The organism is Gilvimarinus xylanilyticus (assembly GCF_024195295.1).
GTDB lineage: Bacteria > Pseudomonadota > Gammaproteobacteria > Pseudomonadales > Cellvibrionaceae > Gilvimarinus > Gilvimarinus xylanilyticus.
Window position 1 is genome coordinate 232,002 of record NZ_JAMFTH010000005.1, and the last position, 19,455, is coordinate 251,456.

At 55.1% G+C, this 19,455-nt stretch carries 18 protein-coding genes; 11 read left to right on the forward strand and 7 right to left on the reverse strand.

All coding sequences use genetic code 11. The annotated features are described in order from the left end of the window. Positions 1-7: 7 nt before the first annotated feature. Entirely contained in the window at positions 8-646 is a 639-nt protein-coding gene (locus M6D89_RS14675) for a fumarylacetoacetate hydrolase family protein (RefSeq protein ID WP_253968836.1), read from the reverse strand. A 118-nt stretch (positions 647-764) separates the two neighbouring features. Between M6D89_RS14675 and M6D89_RS14680 the strand changes: the two genes are divergently transcribed. Next, a complete protein-coding gene (locus tag M6D89_RS14680) occupies positions 765-1,298 on the forward strand; it encodes a hypothetical protein (RefSeq protein WP_253968837.1) in 534 nt (177 codons plus the stop codon). A gap of 33 nt (positions 1,299-1,331) precedes the next feature. Continuing rightward, positions 1,332-1,715, forward strand: a complete 384-nt coding sequence (locus tag M6D89_RS14685) for a hypothetical protein (protein ID WP_253968838.1) — start codon at positions 1,332-1,334, stop codon at positions 1,713-1,715. 50 nt (positions 1,716-1,765) lie between these two features. Here the strand turns inward: M6D89_RS14685 and M6D89_RS14690 are convergent, their stop codons facing one another. Beyond that, positions 1,766-4,570, reverse strand: a complete 2,805-nt coding sequence (locus M6D89_RS14690) for a M16 family metallopeptidase (protein WP_253968839.1) — start codon at positions 4,568-4,570, stop codon at positions 1,766-1,768. A gap of 372 nt (positions 4,571-4,942) precedes the next feature. Further along, on the reverse strand, positions 4,943-5,494 hold the full coding sequence (locus M6D89_RS14695) for a gamma carbonic anhydrase family protein (protein WP_253968840.1): 552 nt from the start codon (positions 5,492-5,494) through the stop codon (positions 4,943-4,945). A gap of 75 nt (positions 5,495-5,569) precedes the next feature. Between M6D89_RS14695 and prlC the strand changes: the two genes are divergently transcribed. Together prlC and M6D89_RS14705 are read left to right on the forward strand one after the other, a co-directional pair. Further along, on the forward strand, positions 5,570-7,660 hold the full coding sequence (gene prlC / locus M6D89_RS14700) for an oligopeptidase A (RefSeq protein WP_253968841.1): 2,091 nt from the start codon (positions 5,570-5,572) through the stop codon (positions 7,658-7,660). Next, positions 7,657-7,905: a YheV family putative zinc ribbon protein gene (locus M6D89_RS14705; RefSeq protein ID WP_253968842.1), complete on the forward strand. Its 249-nt coding sequence runs from the start codon at positions 7,657-7,659 to the stop codon at positions 7,903-7,905. The genes prlC and M6D89_RS14705 overlap by 4 nt, the downstream gene beginning before the upstream one ends. Before the next feature lies 1 nt (position 7,906). Here the strand turns inward: M6D89_RS14705 and M6D89_RS14710 are convergent, their stop codons facing one another. From M6D89_RS14710 to M6D89_RS14720, 3 genes are all read right to left on the reverse strand, one after another. Continuing rightward, complete coding sequence (locus M6D89_RS14710) at positions 7,907-9,751, reverse strand: sensor domain-containing phosphodiesterase (protein WP_253968843.1); 1,845 nt, start codon at positions 9,749-9,751, stop codon at positions 7,907-7,909. 96 nt (positions 9,752-9,847) lie between these two features. After that, positions 9,848-10,528 (reverse strand): hypothetical protein, encoded by a 681-nt coding sequence (locus M6D89_RS14715; RefSeq protein ID WP_253968844.1) that lies wholly within the window; start codon positions 10,526-10,528, stop codon positions 9,848-9,850. Between the two features lie 154 nt (positions 10,529-10,682). Then, entirely contained in the window at positions 10,683-12,041 is a 1,359-nt protein-coding gene (locus M6D89_RS14720; RefSeq protein ID WP_253968845.1) for an MATE family efflux transporter, read from the reverse strand. Between the two features lie 334 nt (positions 12,042-12,375). Between M6D89_RS14720 and coxB the strand changes: the two genes are divergently transcribed. Genes coxB through M6D89_RS14740 form a run of 4 tightly spaced genes read left to right on the forward strand, consistent with a single transcriptional unit; the run spans position 12,376 to position 16,643 of the window. Continuing rightward, positions 12,376-13,518, forward strand: a complete 1,143-nt coding sequence (gene coxB, locus M6D89_RS14725; protein ID WP_253968846.1) for a cytochrome c oxidase subunit II — start codon at positions 12,376-12,378, stop codon at positions 13,516-13,518. 11 nt (positions 13,519-13,529) lie between these two features. After that, positions 13,530-15,080: a cytochrome c oxidase subunit I gene (gene ctaD / locus M6D89_RS14730; RefSeq protein WP_253968847.1), complete on the forward strand. Its 1,551-nt coding sequence runs from the start codon at positions 13,530-13,532 to the stop codon at positions 15,078-15,080. A 32-nt stretch (positions 15,081-15,112) separates the two neighbouring features. Continuing rightward, complete coding sequence (locus M6D89_RS14735) at positions 15,113-15,688, forward strand: cytochrome c oxidase assembly protein (protein WP_253968848.1); 576 nt, start codon at positions 15,113-15,115, stop codon at positions 15,686-15,688. A gap of 43 nt (positions 15,689-15,731) precedes the next feature. Then, positions 15,732-16,643, forward strand: coding sequence for a cytochrome c oxidase subunit 3 (locus tag M6D89_RS14740; RefSeq protein ID WP_253968849.1), 912 nt, complete (start codon positions 15,732-15,734; stop codon positions 16,641-16,643). A 59-nt stretch (positions 16,644-16,702) separates the two neighbouring features. Here M6D89_RS14740 and M6D89_RS14745 read toward each other — a convergent pair whose 3' ends face one another. Then, complete coding sequence (locus M6D89_RS14745; RefSeq protein WP_253968850.1) at positions 16,703-16,930, reverse strand: DUF2909 domain-containing protein; 228 nt, start codon at positions 16,928-16,930, stop codon at positions 16,703-16,705. An 83-nt stretch (positions 16,931-17,013) separates the two neighbouring features. Between M6D89_RS14745 and M6D89_RS14750 the strand changes: the two genes are divergently transcribed. Genes M6D89_RS14750 through M6D89_RS14760 form a run of 3 tightly spaced genes read left to right on the forward strand, consistent with a single transcriptional unit; the run spans position 17,014 to position 19,421 of the window. Then, a complete protein-coding gene (locus tag M6D89_RS14750) occupies positions 17,014-17,787 on the forward strand; it encodes an SURF1 family protein (RefSeq protein ID WP_253968851.1) in 774 nt (257 codons plus the stop codon). 10 nt (positions 17,788-17,797) lie between these two features. Continuing rightward, positions 17,798-18,418 carry a hypothetical protein gene (locus M6D89_RS14755; protein ID WP_253968852.1) on the forward strand — a complete coding sequence of 207 codons (621 nt, stop codon included), beginning with the start codon at positions 17,798-17,800 and terminating at the stop codon, positions 18,416-18,418. Further along, positions 18,408-19,421: a COX15/CtaA family protein gene (locus M6D89_RS14760; RefSeq protein ID WP_253968853.1), complete on the forward strand. Its 1,014-nt coding sequence runs from the start codon at positions 18,408-18,410 to the stop codon at positions 19,419-19,421. Before M6D89_RS14755 ends, M6D89_RS14760 begins: the two co-directional genes overlap by 11 nt. The last annotated feature ends 34 nt before the right edge of the window (positions 19,422-19,455 follow it).

A 19,455-nucleotide genomic window follows, 5' to 3' on the forward strand; every position in this document is an offset into this window, starting at 1 on the left:
AACTCGTTTAAACCACTTTTACCTTTAATTCACAGACATCGTCCAAGGTTGCGACCAGGGTGTCGCCGCGCTCGACCGGGCCCACACCCGCTGGGGTTCCGGTAAAAATTAAATCGCCCGGAGTTAGCGCAATGTAGCGCGACACCTGGGCGATTAGCTCGGGAATACTCCAAATCATATCTCGCCACTCACCGGTCTGAACCAGCGAGCCATTGCGAGTGAGGGACAGTGTAGAAGTTTTCTCTAGATCGGCGAGAGCGCCGGTAACAAAATCAGAGCAGGGCGCCGAGCCGTCAAACCCTTTGGCCAATTCCCAGGGCCGTCCCTGTTGTTTAGCTTGGCGCTGTAAATCCCGGCAGGTCATATCCAGACCAATAGCGTAACCACTTATCTCTGCCTGTTTTGGTTGTAGGTGGCGTCCGCACACGGCAACACGCACCACCAGTTCCAGCTCGTGGTGTACCTCGCGGCTAAAATCCGGGTAGATAAAGTCCCCACCGGATAGCAGCAAAGCGCTGGCCGGCTTAAAAAAGAAAAAGGGCTGGCTGCGCGCCGGGTCGTGGCCCATTTCTGTGGCGTGCTCGGCGTAGTTGCGACCGATACAAATGATTTTATTAGCCGCTGTCGCCATGTTGGTGTGTTGCACTATAGTTTCTCCGTCCGATAGTGCGGTTTCCCGCCTGATGGGTTGTTAACCTTAACTTGCGCTCGGCCACCTTAATGGATTTTAATGACCTTAGTCTAATAGCAAAAGGAATCTTGCCATGTCCAAATACGCTCAGCCCTCACCTCGCTCCACTTTTGTTTCCGTTCTCGCATGGATATTCATTATAGGTGCATCGTTTACCTTACTGGTTAGCGTACTGCAATCGCTAATGGTAACCCTCTTTTTTGATCGTATGAACTGGCAGGCCAGCGCGCAAGGCCATCCCGCCCTGGTGGATTTTATGCTGCAAAACTTTCGCTGGATTGTCTACAGCTTTACCCTAGTAGCGCTGTTTACCCTGATATCGTCGATAGCGCTATTAAAGCGCAAAAACTGGGCGCGCTGGGCGTTTGTAGTCATACTGTCATTGGGTATTTTATGGCAGCTGGCGGGTTTCGTTTTGCAATTTACAATGCTGGAAGAATTTCAACAAATGTCTCCGGTAAGCCCCGATGAGGGCGTTGTGCGTATGCAGCAAGCTGTGCAGTATTTTAGCCTGACATTTGGTTTAGTGATAATCGCGTTGTTCGCCTGGTTGATCAAAAAACTTCTAAGCCGGGAAATAGCGGCGGAGTTTTCTTTAGTCACCTAGTTTACCTTAATGTACTTTAAAAAGGAGAGAGTGATGAACAAAGCAACAAGATTGGCTCTTGGGGTGCTGGCGATGCTGATAGGCATGTGGGCGGTCGGTGAGGGCCTAGCCCTTTTCAATTGGCCCGTTAACACATGGGCAAAAGGCTCTTTACAATATTTTATCGCGGCTGGCATTGGTGCGGCAATCGCGAGGCGTGGCTTTGTTTTCCCCGCTTTTACAGTCTGGGCCATTGTCTGGGGGGTAAGCGTTTATATTTTGTATCAGGTGGCTTTGCCTGCACAACAAGCGCGACCCTTGATCAATATTGTGCTGCAAAATAGTTCAGCAATTGTCGCTACAGCGGTAGCCGTTGTTTTAGGGGTATTGTTAGGGCAAAAACTTCGGAAGGGAAAGTGGTGTGCGACGCATCAATAAACATCAGCCCGCGCCTATTTGTTCGGCACGGGCTGATTAAGTCGGTGTAATTACTCGGCGCCGCTTGCTTGAGCGTCCGTACGGGCTTTATTCATATCCCCCGCTTTAATATAAAGCATATCCTCAGGCGATAAATACTCTTTCATGACTCGCAGCACGTCCTCTTTATTGCTGTCCGCAATGTCGGCTTCAAACGCCTGATGTTGTTCCAAGGTTTCATTGTAAAACATCATCTGCTGCAGCATTTGCGCGAGCTTTTCGTCATCGGCGCGTTGGACTTTGTTGCTTTGCAAAATACCCGAAATACCGTTTTCGACTTCTTGCTCGGTAAAGCCCTCATCCAGAACTTTTTGCAGCTCTTCTTTAAAGCCTCGTTCGATATTGTTCAAGTTTTCCGGGCCACCGATCGCCCACCCCCAGAAAACGGTACGCGGTTGTATGCGGTTTGGATTTAGGGACGATCCTACACCGTAACTCCAGCCCTCTTGCTGGCGCAGTCGAGTCGCCAGTCGACTATTGATAAAGCCGCCGCCAAATAGGTAGTTACCCAACACTAACTCCGGGGCATCTTCGTCGCGAGCATCCAGATCGTAAAGGTTGATGGCAAAGAAAGATCCGTTTTCTTTATCGGGGGTATCAATGATCTTGTCGCTGGTATCAATGGGCTGATAGCCGAGCACGATGGGTTCATAGCTATTGCCAGTGGTCCAGTCGGCAAAATGTTTTTCCAGCGCTTTTACCACTTGGTCGCGGTCGTAGTCGCCCACTATGGTCACCAACATATTGTCGGCACCAAAAAACTCTCGGTGATAATCTACCAGTTGTTGGCGCTCGACATTTTGGTAAAGCGCCAGCTGCTCATCAAAGGTGCGCACATATTGGGGGTGGTCTTGTGCTACAGGTGTTATGCGCCGGTGGGCGAAATTACTGGCCAGGGCCTGGGGCTGACTGAGCGATGACTCGACACTCGCCTGGGCTTGCTGGAGTAACTGATTCAGTTCTTCTTGCGGGAAAGTGGGGTTTTTTAAGCCCTCGGCAATAATGCCCAGCGCCGGCACCAAATTATCGCGGTTACTGGCCAGCCAGGCCCAGCCGCCGCCGGCATTGGCACCAAAGCCGCCGTAGGTTTGAATCCGGTCAAAGGCGCTTTTCATTTCCTCGCGGCTGTATTGCTTAGAGCCACGGCCCAGCATATCGCCCACAATGCCAGCATACTGCGCTTTCCCGGTCAGGCTTTCTAAGCTGCCGTAATTAAATTGAATGTTAAGCCGCACACTCTCGCCGCGGGTGTTCTTTTTAAGCGCCGCCACGCGAATGTTATCGCCGAGGGTAAAAAACTCCGTGCGCGCGGCGATATTTTCCCACGAGGGGTCAAAAGCTTCGCCTATGACAATATCTTTGCGCCCAGTGTAACCCTCAAGCATAGCGTCAATGCTCTCTACCTCGGGCAGCTCGACGCGCTCGGGTTTTTCGGTAGGAATAAAACGCCCGAGGGTGCGGTTATTGCGCTGTAAATAATCACCGGCGACGCGCTGCACGTCCTCAAGGCTGACTTGTTCTATGCGGTCGCGGAATAGAAACAGTAATCGCCAGTCGCCGTTGGTTAGCCAGTCGCTTAACTGAATGGCAATGGCTTGGGGCTGTTCCATGCTTTTTTCAAAACCATTCAGAATCGTGAGCTTGGCACGTTCCAATTCTTCGGGTGTTACGGGGGTTTGCGCAAAACCTTCCAGTTGCTGCAGCAGCGCTTGTTCGGCTGCCTCCAAGGATTGATCGGCATTGAGCAGGGTAAAGCCCATAAACATACTGGAATCGGCTTTTGCGTCTAACCACGCACCGGTGCGCGCGGCTATGCCGGGTTCTACCAGCGCCTTGTGTAAACGCCCGCGGGGTTGGTCGGTTAATATATTGGCCAATACCGCCAAAGCCGCCGAGTCCGAATGCGCCGCCGGGGGTGTGTGATAACCCACCATGGCCAGAGGGGTATCGCCCACCCGGCGTACGGTGACGCTGCGTTCGCCGTCCGAGGCGGGCTCGCGGGTATACATCTCGGGCAGGCTGCGTTCGGGCTTGGCAATACCGCCAAAGTGTTGCTGGATTTTATCCAGAGCTTTAGCGCTATCAATTTTCCCCGCGACAATCAGTGTGGCATTGTCCGGCTGGTAGTACATCTCATAGAAGGCGCGCAGCTTTTCAATAGAAACATGTTCCAGATCAGAGCGTGCGCCCAGAGTATGGTTGCCGTAGTTGTGCCACAGAAAAGCTGACGAGCGAAGCTTTTGCATGGTGACGTGAAAAGGGCTGTTCTCGGCTCTTTGGAGCTCGTTATATACCACCGTCATTTCCGATTCTAAATCCTCGGCACTGACAAACGAATTGACCATGCGGTCGGATTCCATCGACAGCGCCCAATCTAAATTATCGTCGTTAGCGCTAAAAGTTTCGAAATAATTGGTTCGGTCCAACCATGTAGTGCCGTTTGATTGCGCGCCGCGCTGGCTCATCTCGTCGGGAATATTGGGGTGGTTGGTAGAGCCCTTAAACAACAAATGCTCCAGCAAATGGGCCATACCGGTCTCACCGTAGTTCTCGTGCTTAGAGCCCACGTGGTAGGTCACATTAACGGTGATGTTTTCTTTGGTCGGGTCCGGAAACAACAACACTTGCAGACCATTAGCCAGCCGGTATTCGGTAATACCTTCTACACTGGTGATTTTCTCGATAGGGGCGTTTTGCGCTGCATTCGCGCTGTCGTCCTGGACATTGCTCTGGCAGCTGGTTATTAGCAAAGTGCTGATGAATGTGAGTAAAACAGTAAATACTGGCCGGATATCGGCAATACGGGAGGGCCGCATGGTTTCTCTCCTTAGATATAATTATAAGGGCTTGCTAACACTAACTAGATGCAGCCTGTTGCGTCTAAAAATTTGTCAATCAAGGCGCGAGGAGAGTAGTTTGGTCACTCCAAATGAACGACGAGCAACGCAGAGTGGCGGATTTTTAGCCGCAACCCGAAGGGCTGGAGCCAGTTTTGTCCCCAGCGTCGTTGCCGATCGCTTATTTGGAACAACCAAACTTCGCTCACGGCGCCTAACTGGAAACAAAACTGGCTTCCAGCAGGTGCATCTAGTTAGTGTTAGCAGGCCCTAGTTTCCAATCGTGCCCGGCCAGTATAGAGGCTTGTGGTTGCTGTGACTACCAGCGGCAAAATCGTCAGCCGTCAGCCGTCAAGCAAGATACTCATCCTTCAACTTCACATAATTACCCGCCGAATAGCGGAAAAACTCTTTTTCGCTGTCTTTTAACGGCCGCGCCTGCTTAGCCGGCGAGCCCACATACAGATAGCCGGATTCCAGCCGTTTGCCCGGTGGCACCAGGGTGCCGGCGCCGATAATCACCTCGTCCTCCACCACCGCACCGTCCAGTACGGTTGCGCCTATACCCACCAGCACCCGGTTGCCAATGGTGCAGCCGTGCAGGCAGGCGCTGTGGCCCACGGTTACATCATCGCCGATGGTGAGGGGAAAGCCCTCGGGGTTAAAGGGGCCAGCGTGAGTAATATGCAACACGGTATTGTCTTGAATACTGCTGCGCTCGCCTATACGTATAGAGTGCATATCGCCGCGCGCCACAGCAAAGGGCCAGACGGATGAGTCGGCGCCGATGGTGACATCGCCAATAACCAGGGCGCAGGGATCGATATAGACGCGCTCCCCCAAGGTCGGGGTAGTATTTTGAAAAGAGCGAATGGATGTGCCGTTATGCTGTTTTGAATTCACGGGAATACCTCGTCGCGGGGCGGATTAACCCGTGTATCATACCCAAGACCCAGAGTCGTCCCAACCGGAGGAAGAATGACCCAGCCAGCCAGTGAAAATCCACTGTTATCCCATGCGGTGTTGCCGCCCTTTAGCCAGATTAAGCCCGAGCATGTAGAGCCCGCCGTCAGGCAGCTGATTGACGAGGGGCGGGCGCATTTACAGCGTTTGCTGGCGGAGGTTGACGTGCCCACCTGGGACAATCTGGTGGCGCCGCTGGAGGCGGAGGACGACAAGCTGGAGCGCGCTTTCTCGCCGGTGAGCCACTTAAACGCGGTGGCCAATAATTCCGAGCTGCGCGACGCCTACAATGCCAGCATTGCCCTGCTCACCGAGTACAGCACCGAGGTATCGCAAAATCGCGAGTTGTATCAGGCCTATCAGCGCCTGGCCGACAGCGACGAATACCAAAATTTGACCGCCACCCAGAAAAAAGTGGTGGATAACGCCCTGCGCGACTTTAAGCTGGGTGGGGTGGCGCTGGAGGGCGACGACAAGCAGCGCTATGGCGCCATCGCCCAGCGCTTGAGTGAGTTGTCCACCACCTTTAGCAACAATGTGCTGGACGCCACCGGCGCTTGGTACAAGCACTTTGAAAACGCCGAGCCTTTGGCAGGCTTGCCCGATTCGGCTCTGGCCCAGGCGCAGCAAGCCGGCGAGCAGAAAAAGCACGACAATGGCGAGCCCCTGGGGGGCTATGTCATCACTCTGGATTTTCCGTCCTATTTGGCGGTAATGATGTACGCCGACGACCGCACCCTGCGCGAAGAAACCTATCGCGCTTTTGTCACCCGCGCGTCGGCCGAAGGGGTTAAAGCAGACGGCTCCAGCGCCGCCGAGTGGGATAACACCGGCCTAATTGCCGAAACCCTGGCACTGCGCCACGAACAAGCGCGCCTGCTGGGTTTTGATAACTACGCCGAGCGGTCGCTGGCGACCAAAATGGCGGATACACCCGAGCAGGTGTTGGACTTTTTGCGTGAGCTGGCTGACAAATCCAAACCCCAAGCCCAGGCGGACTTTGCCGAGCTTAAAGCCTATGCCGCCGAGCAGGGCTGCGCCGACATTCAGGCGTGGGATTTGGCCTACTACAGCGAAAAGCTGCGTCAGCAAAAATACGATATCTCGCAGGAAGCGCTGCGCCCGTATTTCCCCGCCGAAAAGGTGATAGAGGGTATGTTCGAGGTGGTGGGGCGCCTGTTTGGTATTGATATTTTGCCGGTCGCCAGTTTCGACGGCTGGCACCCGGATGTGCGCTTCTACCATATTTACCAAGACGGCGAGCAGATCGCCAGCTTCTACCTGGACCTGTTCGCCCGCGAGCACAAGCGCGGCGGCGCCTGGATGGCCGATTGTCGGGTGCGTCGGCAAACCGAGCACGGCCTGCAGCTGCCGGTGGCCTTTTTAACCTGTAACTTCACCCCGCCGGTGGGTGATACGCCGTCGCTTTTAACGCACGACGAGGTCACGACCTTGTTCCACGAGTTTGGCCACGGTTTGCATCATATGCTGACCCAGATTGATGTCGCCTCGGTCAGCGGTATTAACGGTGTGGCCTGGGATGCGGTAGAGCTGCCCAGCCAGTTTTTGGAGAACTGGTGCTGGCAGGAAGAGGTCATCGGGCTGATCTCCTGTCACTATGAAACCGGCGAGCCTCTGCCCAAGGCGCTGCTGGATAAAATGTTGGCGGCCAAGAATTTCCAGTCGGGTATGCAGATGATGCGACAGCTGGAGTTCTCGCTGTTCGACTTGCGCCTGCACGCCGAGTACAACCCCGAGCACCCAGTGCCAGCCGCCGAGTTGATTGACCAGGTGCGCCGCGAGGTGGCGGTGATTCCCCAGCCCGCCTTTAATCGCTTTGAAAACGGCTTTGGGCATATCTTTGCCGGGGGCTATGCCGCCGGTTACTACAGCTATAAATGGGCCGAGGTACTCTCCGCCGACGCCTTTTCGGCGTTCGAGGAAGAGGGGGTGTTTAACACCCAGACCGGCACCCGCTTTTTGCAAGAGATTCTGCAGCGCGGTGGCTCACGCGACCCTATGCATCTGTTTGTAAGCTTTCGCGGTCGCGAACCCTCCATCGAACCGCTGTTGCGCCACAGTGGATTGCTGGGGGAGGCATCGTGAGTACCTACAGCACCACACCCCGGTTTTTGGCCGGGGCCGTCTGCCCGCGCTGCGAGGCACTGGATCGGATTAAGGTTTACAGCAAAGATGATAAAGACTACCGCGAGTGCGTGGCCTGCGGCTTTTTGGACGAGCTGCACTTTCCCGGCAATACGCGCGAGCTACCCACCCGAGTGAGCGCGCCCGAGCCGTCGGCGGGGGAGGATGTGGTGAGAATTCTGCCGGGGGATTCCGGCAAGTCTTAGACTACGTCGGGCCGCGGGAGTGCAGCCAGTCGCTCAGCGCCGCCAGTGCCATGGGGCGGGCAAATTTATAGCCCTGCAGGTAGTCGACCCCCTGTTGGTGTAACCACTGCTGCTGGACATCGCTTTCTACTCCTTCGGCGACAATAGACATGTCCAGACCGCGCGCCAGTCCGAGAATGGAGTGGATAATAGCGCAGTCGGCACCGCTGAGTGGCAAATCGTTAATAAATGAGCGGTCTATCTTTAACTTGCGAAACGGCAGATGCTTTAGCCGCGACAGCGACGAATAGCCGGTACCAAAGTCGTCAATGGCCAGGGTGGGCCCCTGTTTAACCAGCGCCTGTAGCGAGGTTCGCAATTGGCGCGAGTCGTGCTGAATGACGTCTTCGGTCACTTCAAACTCGAGCTGGGTGCCGGGCAGTTGATAGTACTGCAGTAATTTTTCAATATTGTCGGCCAGCGCCGGGTGCAGTACTTGTTCAGCACATAAATTGATGGCGATGCGCGGTGGCGTCAGGCCCTCGTGCTGCAGCTGCTGTAGGTCCTGGCAGACTCGGTGCATCACGCACTGGTCGATGTCATACATTAATCCTGCCGCTTTGGCCAGGGGCAAAAACTCGCCGGGGTTGAGCAGACCGCTTTGGGGGTGGTGCCAGCGTACCAGTGCCTCTAGCGTCACCAGCTGGCCACTGCCGGCGGCGACAATGGGTTGGTAGTAAACGTCCAGGGTGTGGCGTTCGGTGGCTTCGCGTAAATCACGCTCCAGCGCAAACAGCGCCTTGGCTTGCCGCGAGATTTGGGCGTTAAAAAATTGTGCGCAATTGGTCCCCTGTGATTTGGCCTGGTACATAGCCGCCTCGGCGTGGCGCAGTAACGCAGTGCTGTCTTTGCCGTCTTCGGGATACAGGCATAGGCCTGTTGTCAGGGTGACGTCCAGCTTGTGACGCGGCAGTGTCAGGGGCTCCAACACATGCTCGACAAAGGTGTCTATGCTTTGCGCCAGGGTGTCGTCGCCGCTGTGCGGTTTTACTACCAGGGCAAATTCATTGCCTCCCAGGCGTGCAATGGTGTCGCGGTTGTGGTGTGACAGCTGCCGCAGTTTTTCGGCCACGGTGACGATAACCGTATCGCCCACATCTGGCCCCAGCCCTTCGTTTACCTGTTTGAGCTTGTCAATGTTAATCCAGGCCAGGGCAAAGGCGTTGTCGCCGGTTTGCGGGCGCTGTTTTATCAGTTTGTCCAGGTTTGCGCGCAGCGCGCGAAAATTGCACAGCCCGGTTAAGTCATCAAAGTGGGTAACATAGTCCAGAATTTGCTGGCTTTGTTGCCAGGCTTCGTAGGTGTTAATCAGGCTGACGGTATCGGCCAGGGCGCAGGCAAAGGATACCTCGGGCAGGGTCCAGTCGCGGGGTTGGCAGCACTCTAAGCACAAAATGCCGTAAATCTGGCCGTGATCGAAAATGGGGGCATCCAGCATAGAGTGAATGCCGTGCAGGCGCAGGTAGTCTTTGGCGAAGCTGCGGGTGCGTATATCCTGGGCGGCGTCGCTGGCGTCTATCACACGTTCGCGCAGCAGGGCCGAAAAATAGTCGGGGTGGTCTTTTTGCGGGATGGTTTCGGCGCTGTGGACAAAACCCTGGCGGGTATCGAACAGGGTAATCTGCTCCAGCGCCATCTGGCCTTTGGTAAGTCGCCAGAAGCTGGCTCGGTCAACGCCCAATAGTTGGCAGCACTGGCGCGCTAGCTCGTCCAGTTTGCTTTGCCGCGAACGGTGAATAAAATCCTCGCTGTGGCTCAGCTGCATCAACTGTTTGTGCAGTTGAATAAATCGTTCGTTCTCGTGCATGGGCCAGCTGTTTGTTGGGCCGTGGTTGGATGTCTGTCACTATGGCATTGACCGCTCCGCTTGTCTAATCACACAGAGCCTGGGGGGCAGTGAAGGCTACCCCGGATTGAAATTTAAAAATATTGAACGGTCGGCGGCCAGACAGGGCCAGCGCGATAACTCGGACGACCAGCCGTGCTGGCGGTGCTGGGCAAAAAAGCGGTCGAAGGCTTCACCCTTAAAGGTGTACTCGGCCAACAGCAAATCGGCGGAAAACAGCACCGCCTGGTCCAGCTCGTTGGCGAAAGGCTCGCCGATCAGCTCGTGGGCGATCAGGTTGGCGCGGGTGGTGTCCATGGGCGCCAGCGGGGCGCCGCAGCGGCCGATAAAGCGGTCGTTAACTTCCTCCAGCAGGCGGTGGGCCAGATAGGCTTCATCCAGCAGCGATTCCATGGGGCTGTGGTCGCTCAAAAGCTCCGGCGGGTGCAGAAAGTAATCCACGGCAATGGTTAGTAGCGGCTCAATACCTTCTAAAATATCCGCCTCTTGGGCAATGGTGTATATGGCCTCGATAAAATCTGGCACATGCTCAATATAGCGCACCACAAAGTCCGCCAGCTGCAAAGGGGCGGTGTCCGGGGCCAAGCGAATAGCACTGTGTAGGCTAAGGCTGCGCTGGTGCAGCCTGTCGACCAGGGAGACGGTTTCCCCCTCGGTCTGGGCGGCCTCGTCGATCAAGTGGCGAATGGCATCCACTCGCGCGGCCAGTGTTGGGGTTTGGGAGGTGGCCGGAGGCACAATACCCTCTGCGTGTAATAGTTTGTGAGCCCGCAATGCATACCTGCCTTGGAATAAAACGAACGGGATAGAAGTTAACTAAAAAATAATATAAAAGTGCAGCTTTGCAAGCTCGGGGGAGCAACAAAAGTGTAAAGATGTTTGCGAGAGGCCACTATCCTAGCTTGCGCTGCAAATAACGCCAAAATACCCACCCCATGGCCAGGCTGCGCGCGCCGTTAAACGTGCTAAACGCCAGCCACAGGCCGGTATTGCCCAGCCCCTGAGTGATAAACCACAGCGGAAAAAAGACCCCCAGCATGCACCCCAACATGGTGTATTGCATGGCGCGGGTTAATCCCGCCCCCAAAAAGATCCCGTCCAGCTGATAGGCCCAAATGGTCAGCAGCGGCAGAGCGATCAGCCAACCGAACTGGCGCGAGGCCTCGGCCAGTACCGGGGCGATGGCGGTAAAGGCGTCCAGCCACAGGGGTTCGCCCAGCGCAAAGATCAGGCTAATACCCAATGCTGTGGCCAGGGCCATGGAGGTGGTGGCGCCGCACACCCGGCGAAACTCCGCCCAATTGCGCTGCCCGGTGGCCTTGCCGCACAGGGCCTCGGCGGCGTGGGCAAAACCGTCCAGCGCGTGGGATGTAAGCATGAGTAGCTGCAGTAAAATGGCGTTGGCCGCGACCACATGGGTGCCCGCCCGGGCGCCCTGGGCGGTAAAAAAAGTAAACACCCCAAGCAGGCAGGCTGTGCGCACGAAAAGGTGGCGATTAACCGTTAAAAGCGGCAAATAATCGGCAAAATGACGTAAACGGGTTAACTGATCGGTCAGTGAACGACGCCCGCTTGGCAGTTGATAAAGCTTGCGCGCCAGCAGCCACAGGCCCAGCAATAGCGCCGCGTACTCGGCGCTTACACTGGCCCAGGCGGCGCCGTCACTGTTAAGGCCCAGCCCCCAAATAAACACCATATCCAAAACGATATTCACGCCGTTGGTGAACACCAATATCAGCAACGGTCGGCGGGTATCCTGCTGGCCGATAAACCAGCCAATTAAGGTGTAATTCAGCAGCGTGGCCGGGGCACTAAGCAGGCGAATATGGCTGTAGCTGGTGGCTAAGGGGGCAATGTCGCTGGCCGGGGCCATAAGCTCTATGGCAAAGGGCACCAGCCATTGGCCCAGAGCGATAAGCATCGTTGCCAGGCATAGGGCCAGCACCGCCGAGCGCAGCCACAATGCCAGGGCCTCGTCCTGGTTTTCGGCCCCTACTGCCCGCGACACCAGGCTGGTGGTGCCCATCCGTAAAAACCCCAGTGACCAGAACACCATAGTGATAATACTGCTGCCCACGGCCACGGCGCCCAAAAAGCGCGCCTGGGGCAAATGGCCCAAAATGGCGGTATCCACCGCGCCCAGCAAAGGCACGGATAAATTGCTCAGTAATATCGGCCACACCAGCGGCCAAATGCCGCGGTGGTAGTGGCGCCAGCGGGTGATGCCGGGTGCTGTAAGGCGTTTATTCATTGCGCTGCTTGCGTGCTTAGTGATCGGTTTGGCGATAAATTGATTGACATTTTTGCCGCCCTATGGCCACATTATCGCCTGTAGTTGCGACGATTTGCCGCAGTTTATTTGTCGTACCCTTCCGTTTTTTTCGCCGGTACTAATAAACTCACATAGCGAATCCCACTCGTTGTAACAAAGTGGCGATAGCTTTGCGGGTAAGTTTTGGCAGTAATTCGGGCGGGCACCTTAAAGGGTGGCGGTGAATAAGCGCAACAAAATAAAAAGGGGGCCAGAAGGTATCGTGCTCTCTTAACAATAATCATAACGAAACCATTTACGGAGAAGATGGGCAATGTTGAAAGCAGCAGGTGGGCTCTGTGCCCGTGTGCTCGGTTTCGCAGTGCTGCTGATGAGCCAACTGGCTCTGGCAGACGAAACTGAGTCGTTGAAATACAACATGACCCGGGGGGTGACGCCGGTCAGTCAAGACATCCACGGTCTGCATATGCAGATGTTCTGGTGGTGTGTCGGTATTGGCGTGGTGGTGTTTGGCATCATGTTTGTCAGCATGTTTTTGCACCGCAAGTCCCGTGGCGTCAAACCGGCCAATTTTCACGAGAGTACCTGGCTCGAGTTAACCTGGACCGCTATCCCGATTTTAATCCTGGTGCTGATGGGCATCCCCGCCTCCAAATCCCTTATTAATTTGTACGATACCCGCGAATCCGAAGTCGATGTATTAATTACCGGCTATCAGTGGCGCTGGAAGTACGAAATTCTGGGCGAGGATGTCAGCTTCTTCAGTAACCTCTCTACTCCGCGCGACGAAATTGAAGGCTTCGCCGAGAAAAACCCCAACTACCTGTTGGAAGTGGACGAACCCCTGGTGCTTCCAGTGGGTAAAAAAATCCGCTTTATCGTCACCGCCAACGATGTGATTCACAACTGGTGGGTACCCGACTTTGGCGTTAAGCGCGACGCCATTCCCGGTTTTACCAACGACTCCTGGGCGATTATTGAAGAGCCCGGCACCTACCGCGGCCAGTGCGCTGAGCTGTGCGGTAAAGACCACGGCTTTATGCCCATTGTGGTGGAGGCCAAAACCGAGTCCGAGTACCGCGCCTGGTTGGACGAGAAAAAAGCCGCCGCCGCTGCCCTGGCCGAGTTGACCGAAAAAACCTTTACCTTCGACGAGCTCTACGCTCAGGGTGAAGAGGTCTACAACCGCTCCTGCGCCGCCTGTCACCAGGCCAATGGTGAGGGCTTACCGGGCACCTTCCCCAGCCTTCACGAAGGCATTGCGGTAGGGCCCATTCAAGATCACATTGACGTAGTGGTAAACGGCGTGCCCGGAACCGCTATGCAGGCATTTGGTGAGCAATTGTCTGAAGTCGATATCGCCGCCGTGGTTACCTACGAGCGCAACGCTTGGGGTAACAACATGGGCGATCTCGCTCAACCGCTCGATATTTATAACCATAAACAGGGCAAATAAGGAGGTAGACAATGGCTCACGGTCCCGCAAAAGGCATTACGCGCTGGTTGTATACCACCAACCACAAAGATATTGGCAGCATGTATCTGTGGTTTAGTTTTGCCATGTTTTTTCTGGGCGGTATTTTCGCCCTGGTGATTCGCGCCGAGTTATTCCAGCCCGGCCTGCAAATCGTTGAACCCAACTTTTTTAACCAAATGACCACCATGCACGGTTTGGTGATGGTGTTCGGTGCGGTGATGCCGGCCTTTGTCGGCCTGGCAAACTGGATGATTCCCATGCAGATAGGCGCGCCCGATATGGCACTGCCGCGCATGAATAACTGGAGCTTCTGGATTCTGCCGTTTGCGTTTGCAATGCTCTCGTCCACGCTGTTTATGGACGGTGGCGCTCCCAACTTTGGTTGGACCTTCTACGCACCGCTTTCCACCACCTACGCTCCGCCGTCGGTCACCTTCTTCATTTTTGCCATCCACATTATGGGTGCCAGCTCGATTATGGGTGCGATTAATATCATCGCCACCATCGTCAATATGCGCGCCCCCGGCATGACCTACATGAAAATGCCGCTGTTCGTCTGGACCTGGTTAATCACCGCTTTCTTGCTGATTGCGGTTATGCCGGTGCTGGCGGGCGTGGTCACCATGATGCTGATGGATATTCACTTTGGCACCAGCTTCTTTGACGCCGCCGGTGGCGGTGACCCGGTACTGTTCCAGCATGTGTTCTGGTTCTTCGGTCACCCCGAGGTGTACATCATGATTCTGCCGGCCTTTGGTATTGTTTCGGCGATCATTCCCACCTTTGCGCGCAAACCGCTGTTTGGCTACGCGTCTATGGTGTACGCCACTGCCGCCATTGCCTTTTTAAGCTTTGTGGTCTGGGCGCACCATATGTTTACCGTGGGTCTGCCCATTGCCGGTGAGCTGTTCTTTATGTGGGCCACCATGCTGATCGCCGTGCCCACCGGGGTAAAAGTGTTCAACTGGGTAGCGACCATGTTCAAAGGTGCCATGACCTTTGAAACCCCCATGTTGTTCTCCATTGCCTTCGTGATTTTGTTCACCATCGGCGGTTTCTCGGGCCTGATGCTCGCCATCGCCCCGGCGGACTTCCAGTACCACGACACCTACTTTGTGGTGGCGCACTTCCACTATGTGTTGGTGCCCGGTGCGATTTTCTCCATCACCGCCGGTGTGTACTACTGGCTGCCCAAGTGGTGCGGCAATATGTACAACGAGACCATGGGCAAGCTGCACTTCTGGCTGGCGTTTATCGGCCTTAACGTGACTTTCTTCCCCATGCACTTTTCGGGCTTGGCCGGCATGCCCCGTCGTATCCCCGATTACAACATGATGTTCGCCGACTGGAATATGATTTCCTCCGTGGGCGCCTTCTTGTTCGGTGCGGCGCAGGTACTGTTTTTGTACAACGTGATCGCCACTATTATCGGCGGCAAAAAAGCCACCGACGAAGTGTGGGAAAACCCCGAAGGCTTGGAGTGGACGGTACCTTCACCGGCGCCTTACCACACCTTTGAAACGCCTCCGGAGTACAAGTAAGCATCGGTGAGCGGGCGGTATAGGGAGCGAACATGAAGTGGTTGCCGGAAAACCCCAACACACGATTAACGGTAAAGTTAACCGCCATCGTGAGCTTCATGTTCGTTTTTGCGATTTTTATTATGCCGCCGCTGTACGATGCGTTTTGTGAAATAACCGGGTTAAACGGCAAAACCGGCACCAAGTACGAAGCGGTGGATGCAGTCGTCGACACCAGCCGAGAAATTAAAGTGCAGTTTGTCGCCACCAATAACGAGGGTATGCCCTGGCAGTTTGGCCCCGAGGTAAAAACCGTAACGGTGCACCCGGGCGAGCAAACGCGGATTAATTACCGGGTAAAGAACACCACCGGTAAAGATATGATCGGCCAGGCGATTCCCTCGCTAACGCCCTACAAGGCGAGCAGTTATTTTCACAAAACCGAATGTTTTTGTTTTAACCAACAGGCGCTGTTGGCGGGCACCGAGGCAGAACTGCCGATGTTTTTTATCATCGACCAGGATCTGCCCGAATACATCAAAACGGTAACGCTTAGCTATACCTTGTTTGATGTCACCGACCGCTTCAGCAAAGACGAGTTGTTAAGCATGGTCGTTACCGACCAATAACATTAACCGCAGAACAATAACATTTTGCGCGGGGAGTAGAATTATGAGTGGAGGAACCTACTACGTACCGGAACAGAGCAAGCTGCCAATTTTTGCCAGCTTTGGTTTGTTTTTAACGGTATTTGGTGCAGCCAATTGGATGAATGGCAATTCGTCTGGCCCCTGGCTGTTTTTTGCCGGTGGCTTAACGTTTGCCGCGGTGCTGTGGAACTGGTTCAGCATTGTCATCAGCGAAAATATGGCGGGGCTTAACAGCCCGCAGTTAAAGCGCTCCTACGTGATTGGGATGGGCTGGTTTATTTTCTCTGAGGTCATGTTCTTTGCCGCCTTCTTCGGTGCGCTGTTTTATATTCGCGCTTTGGCACTGCCCTGGTTGGCGGGCGAGGGCGACGGCGTAGACAACGCCCTGCTGTGGCCGGGCTTTGCCAACGAGTGGCCGCTAATGACTACCCCAGATATGGCCGCCAACGGCGAGAATGCTATTCAAAAAGGCCCCGAAGCCGCCATGAGCTGGCCGGGTTTTGGCGGGCTGTTTAGTTGGCTGCCGTTCTGGAACACCGTGGTGCTGTTAACCTCAAGTGTCACCGTGCACTTTGCTCACACCGCCATCAAAAACAACAACCGCAAACAGTTCAACATTATGTTGGGCGTGACCGTGCTGCTGGGCTTTATCTTTTTGTTCCTGCAGGCCGAAGAATATATTCACGCTTATCACGAGCTGGGTCTGACGTTGCAGTCCGGTATTTACGGTACCACCTTCTTTATGCTCACCGGCTTTCACGGTGCCCACGTGACCATGGGCACCATTATGCTGCTGGTGATGTGGTTGCGCTCGGTGCTAAAAGGTCACTTTAAACCCGACGATAACTTCGGCTTTGAAGCGGCCAGTTGGTACTGGCACTTTGTGGATGTAGTCTGGGTAGGCTTGTTCTTTGTGGTGTACGTATTTGGTTAACGCTTTTATCCTGGGCCAAGGCTAAGCTTGGCCCAGGGTATTAAAGCCAGCACTGAGTTTTAGCGCAGGTGCTGATCCCAGGGCGCGGTGTCGGTCAGAATACCACTGTAAAAACCGTAACCCACGCAAATCATCATTAAGATAGCGAGGGTAATGCGAATGCCCAGCGCGTAAAGTGTTCGCTTGGTGCCGGGCACACCGGCATCGCGCAGTAAATAATTTAATCCGGCGGTCAGGCTTAAGACCACGCCGATAAACAAAATTAAGATAATAATTTTAAGCCACATAGCAAACCCTGATTATTAGAATACGAATGGATAGACAGCGATAGTAACGCAAAGCCAGATAACTCTAAACGCTTGTTGATTAAATGAGTTATCAACGATGTAAGGCAACCCAAACCGTGATACCCCGAGGTAAACCCACTTTACGCTTTACACCCAATACCTGGATTTTGGTGCTGTCACTGGTATTTCTGCCGCTGTTAATCGGCCTGGGAGTATGGCAACTAAGCCGCGCCGATGAAAAGCGTGGCATAGAGGCGCAGCTGGCGCAAAGGCAAACCGCCGCGCCGGTTACTTTGCAAAGCGTAAAAAAACCGGCAGCCTATACGCGTATTTTGGTCGAAGGACAATTTGATTCTGATCACACCTGGCTGGTGGATAATCGCCAGCGCGATGGCAAGCCAGGCTACGAAGTGGTGCAGCCCTTTGTATTGAGCAATGGCAAAAAGGTGCTGGTTAATCGCGGTTGGCTGCCTGCCCCGGCGCGGCGTGAACAGTTGCCAGAAATAAAAAATATTGTGGGCCGCAATACTATTTTTGCCGAGGTGGCTTACCCCAGTAATCACCCTATGTTGTCGGCCACGAGCGAGAGAAAAACCTGGCCCAAAGTGATTACAAAGATTGCCCCCTCGGTGATGAGCGAGGCATTGGGTGAGCCGCTAGCGGGTTACTATTTAAAACTGGATGCCGCCAGCACGGGCGCTTTTACCACGGCCTGGCAGCCCATTAATATGAGTTCGGCCAAGCATACCGGTTATGCGGTACAGTGGTTTGCCATGGCGCTGGCCCTGGTGATTTTAAATGTGTTCGCCAACACCAATGTGGCGCAAGTACTAAAACATAAAAAGCACAGGCAGTAGAGAGGTGTGTATGAGCGGGGAAGATAAAGCGCCCAACAAAAGGCGCGGACAAATTCAGGCGTTACTGTTAATGCTGGTGGTGGCGCTGCCCATGATCGCCGCTTATGTGATTTACCACACGGGTGTGGGCATGCCCGAGGGCACCGTCAATAAAGGCAAGCTGTTGCAGCCACCCCAGCACCTGCCGGATTTACCCGTGCGCTTTGCCGACGGCGGCGCCTGGGACTTTGCCGAACAGCCCGTGCGCTGGCGCTATGTGATACCCGGTAGTGGCAGCTGCGACCAAGTGTGCCGCGACAACCTGTACTTGACCCGTCAGGTGCATATTCGCCTGAATGAAAAAGCCCGCCGGGTAGAGCGCTATTACCTGCTGCTGGACGGCGCCATTGAGCCCCAGTTTGCTGCCTACCTGGAAAAAGAACACCCCCGCTTGCGCATTGTCGAGGCCCCGCGCGAAGCATTAAACGACGCACTTGCCGCGACCGATGAAACACAAAACCCCGACCGCGCCGGGCGTTACTTTTTGATGGATCAGGAAGGCTACTTAATGATGAGCTACGGCCCCAATACCGATGGCGCCGACTTATTAAAAGACGTTAAAAAAATGCTGAAGACATCCTATGAAGAGTAACGTTACCTGGGGTTTTCGCCTGGCGCTGTTAGCCACCGCGCTGGCATCTGTGGTGGTAGTGCTGGGCGCTTTTACTCGCTTGGTGGATGCGGGCCTGGGTTGTCCCGACTGGCCCGGCTGCTACGGGCATTTAACCTGGCCCACCACCGAAGAGCATGTGGCCACCGCCGAGGCGCTCTTCCCCGAAGCGCCGGTCGAGCACGACAAAACCTGGCCGGAAATGGTGCACCGGCACTTCGCCGGCTTGCTGGGTTTACTGATACTGGGGCTGACTATTTTTACCTGGCGCCGCGCCGCGCAAACCGGCCAGCCTTTACCCAAGGGCCACACCCTGGGCCTGCTGATTTTGGTGATTATTCAGGCCGCCTTTGGTATGTGGACGGTCACCCTCAAGCTATGGCCCCAGGTGGTTACCGCGCACCTGTTGGGGGGCTTTGCCACCTTAAGCCTACTGTGGCTGCTCGCCCAGCGCCTGGGGCCCTGGCAGTGGATTAGCCAGCAGACCGGCAAAATACGCGCGCTTAAACCACTGGTGCTGTTGGCGTTAGTACTGGTGGTGATACAAATTGCCCTGGGCGGCTGGACTAGCTCGAACTACGCGGCCCTCGCCTGTACCGACTTTCCCACCTGCCACGGCAAGTGGTGGCCCGAGATGGACGTAGCGCGCGGCTTTAATCTGGCGCAGACCATTGGCCCCAATTACTTGGGCGGCCTGCTGGAGGGCGAGGCGCGCACCGCCATTCACATGGCCCACCGTTTGGGGGCCATAGTTGTCACCCTGGCGGTTTTACTGTTGGTCGCGCGGTTATTTAGCATCCGCTGCGCCCGGCCCATGGCGGTCACCTTGTTGGCCGTGCTGGCGCTGCAGGTCAGCCTGGGCATTACCAATGTGATGGCACATTTGCCACTGGCGGTCGCCGTGGCACACAACGCCGTGGGGGCGCTGCTGCTGCTCACCCTGGTTACCTTGACGCACCGGGTGTTTACGGCGCAAAGTACTTAACGCTAACGACAACGCACCCGATATAAGAATGATA

Coding starts and splice junctions, on each gene's coding strand:
- M6D89_RS14735 (WP_253968848.1), top strand. CDS start 15,113: ATGAAGTGGTTGCCGGAAAACCCCAACACACGATTAACGGTAAAGTTA.
- coxB (WP_253968846.1), top strand. CDS start 12,376: ATGTTGAAAGCAGCAGGTGGGCTCTGTGCCCGTGTGCTCGGTTTCGCA.
- M6D89_RS14685 (WP_253968838.1), top strand. CDS start 1,332: ATGAACAAAGCAACAAGATTGGCTCTTGGGGTGCTGGCGATGCTGATA.
- M6D89_RS14760 (WP_253968853.1), top strand. CDS start 18,408: ATGAAGAGTAACGTTACCTGGGGTTTTCGCCTGGCGCTGTTAGCCACC.
- prlC (WP_253968841.1), top strand. CDS start 5,570: ATGACCCAGCCAGCCAGTGAAAATCCACTGTTATCCCATGCGGTGTTG.
- M6D89_RS14720 (WP_253968845.1), bottom strand. CDS start 12,041: ATGAATAAACGCCTTACAGCACCCGGCATCACCCGCTGGCGCCACTAC.
- M6D89_RS14750 (WP_253968851.1), top strand. CDS start 17,014: ATGAGTTATCAACGATGTAAGGCAACCCAAACCGTGATACCCCGAGGT.
- M6D89_RS14690 (WP_253968839.1), bottom strand. CDS start 4,570: ATGCGGCCCTCCCGTATTGCCGATATCCGGCCAGTATTTACTGTTTTA.
- M6D89_RS14755 (WP_253968852.1), top strand. CDS start 17,798: ATGAGCGGGGAAGATAAAGCGCCCAACAAAAGGCGCGGACAAATTCAG.
- M6D89_RS14680 (WP_253968837.1), top strand. CDS start 765: ATGTCCAAATACGCTCAGCCCTCACCTCGCTCCACTTTTGTTTCCGTT.
- ctaD (WP_253968847.1), top strand. CDS start 13,530: ATGGCTCACGGTCCCGCAAAAGGCATTACGCGCTGGTTGTATACCACC.
- M6D89_RS14745 (WP_253968850.1), bottom strand. CDS start 16,930: ATGTGGCTTAAAATTATTATCTTAATTTTGTTTATCGGCGTGGTCTTA.
- M6D89_RS14740 (WP_253968849.1), top strand. CDS start 15,732: ATGAGTGGAGGAACCTACTACGTACCGGAACAGAGCAAGCTGCCAATT.
- M6D89_RS14710 (WP_253968843.1), bottom strand. CDS start 9,751: ATGCACGAGAACGAACGATTTATTCAACTGCACAAACAGTTGATGCAG.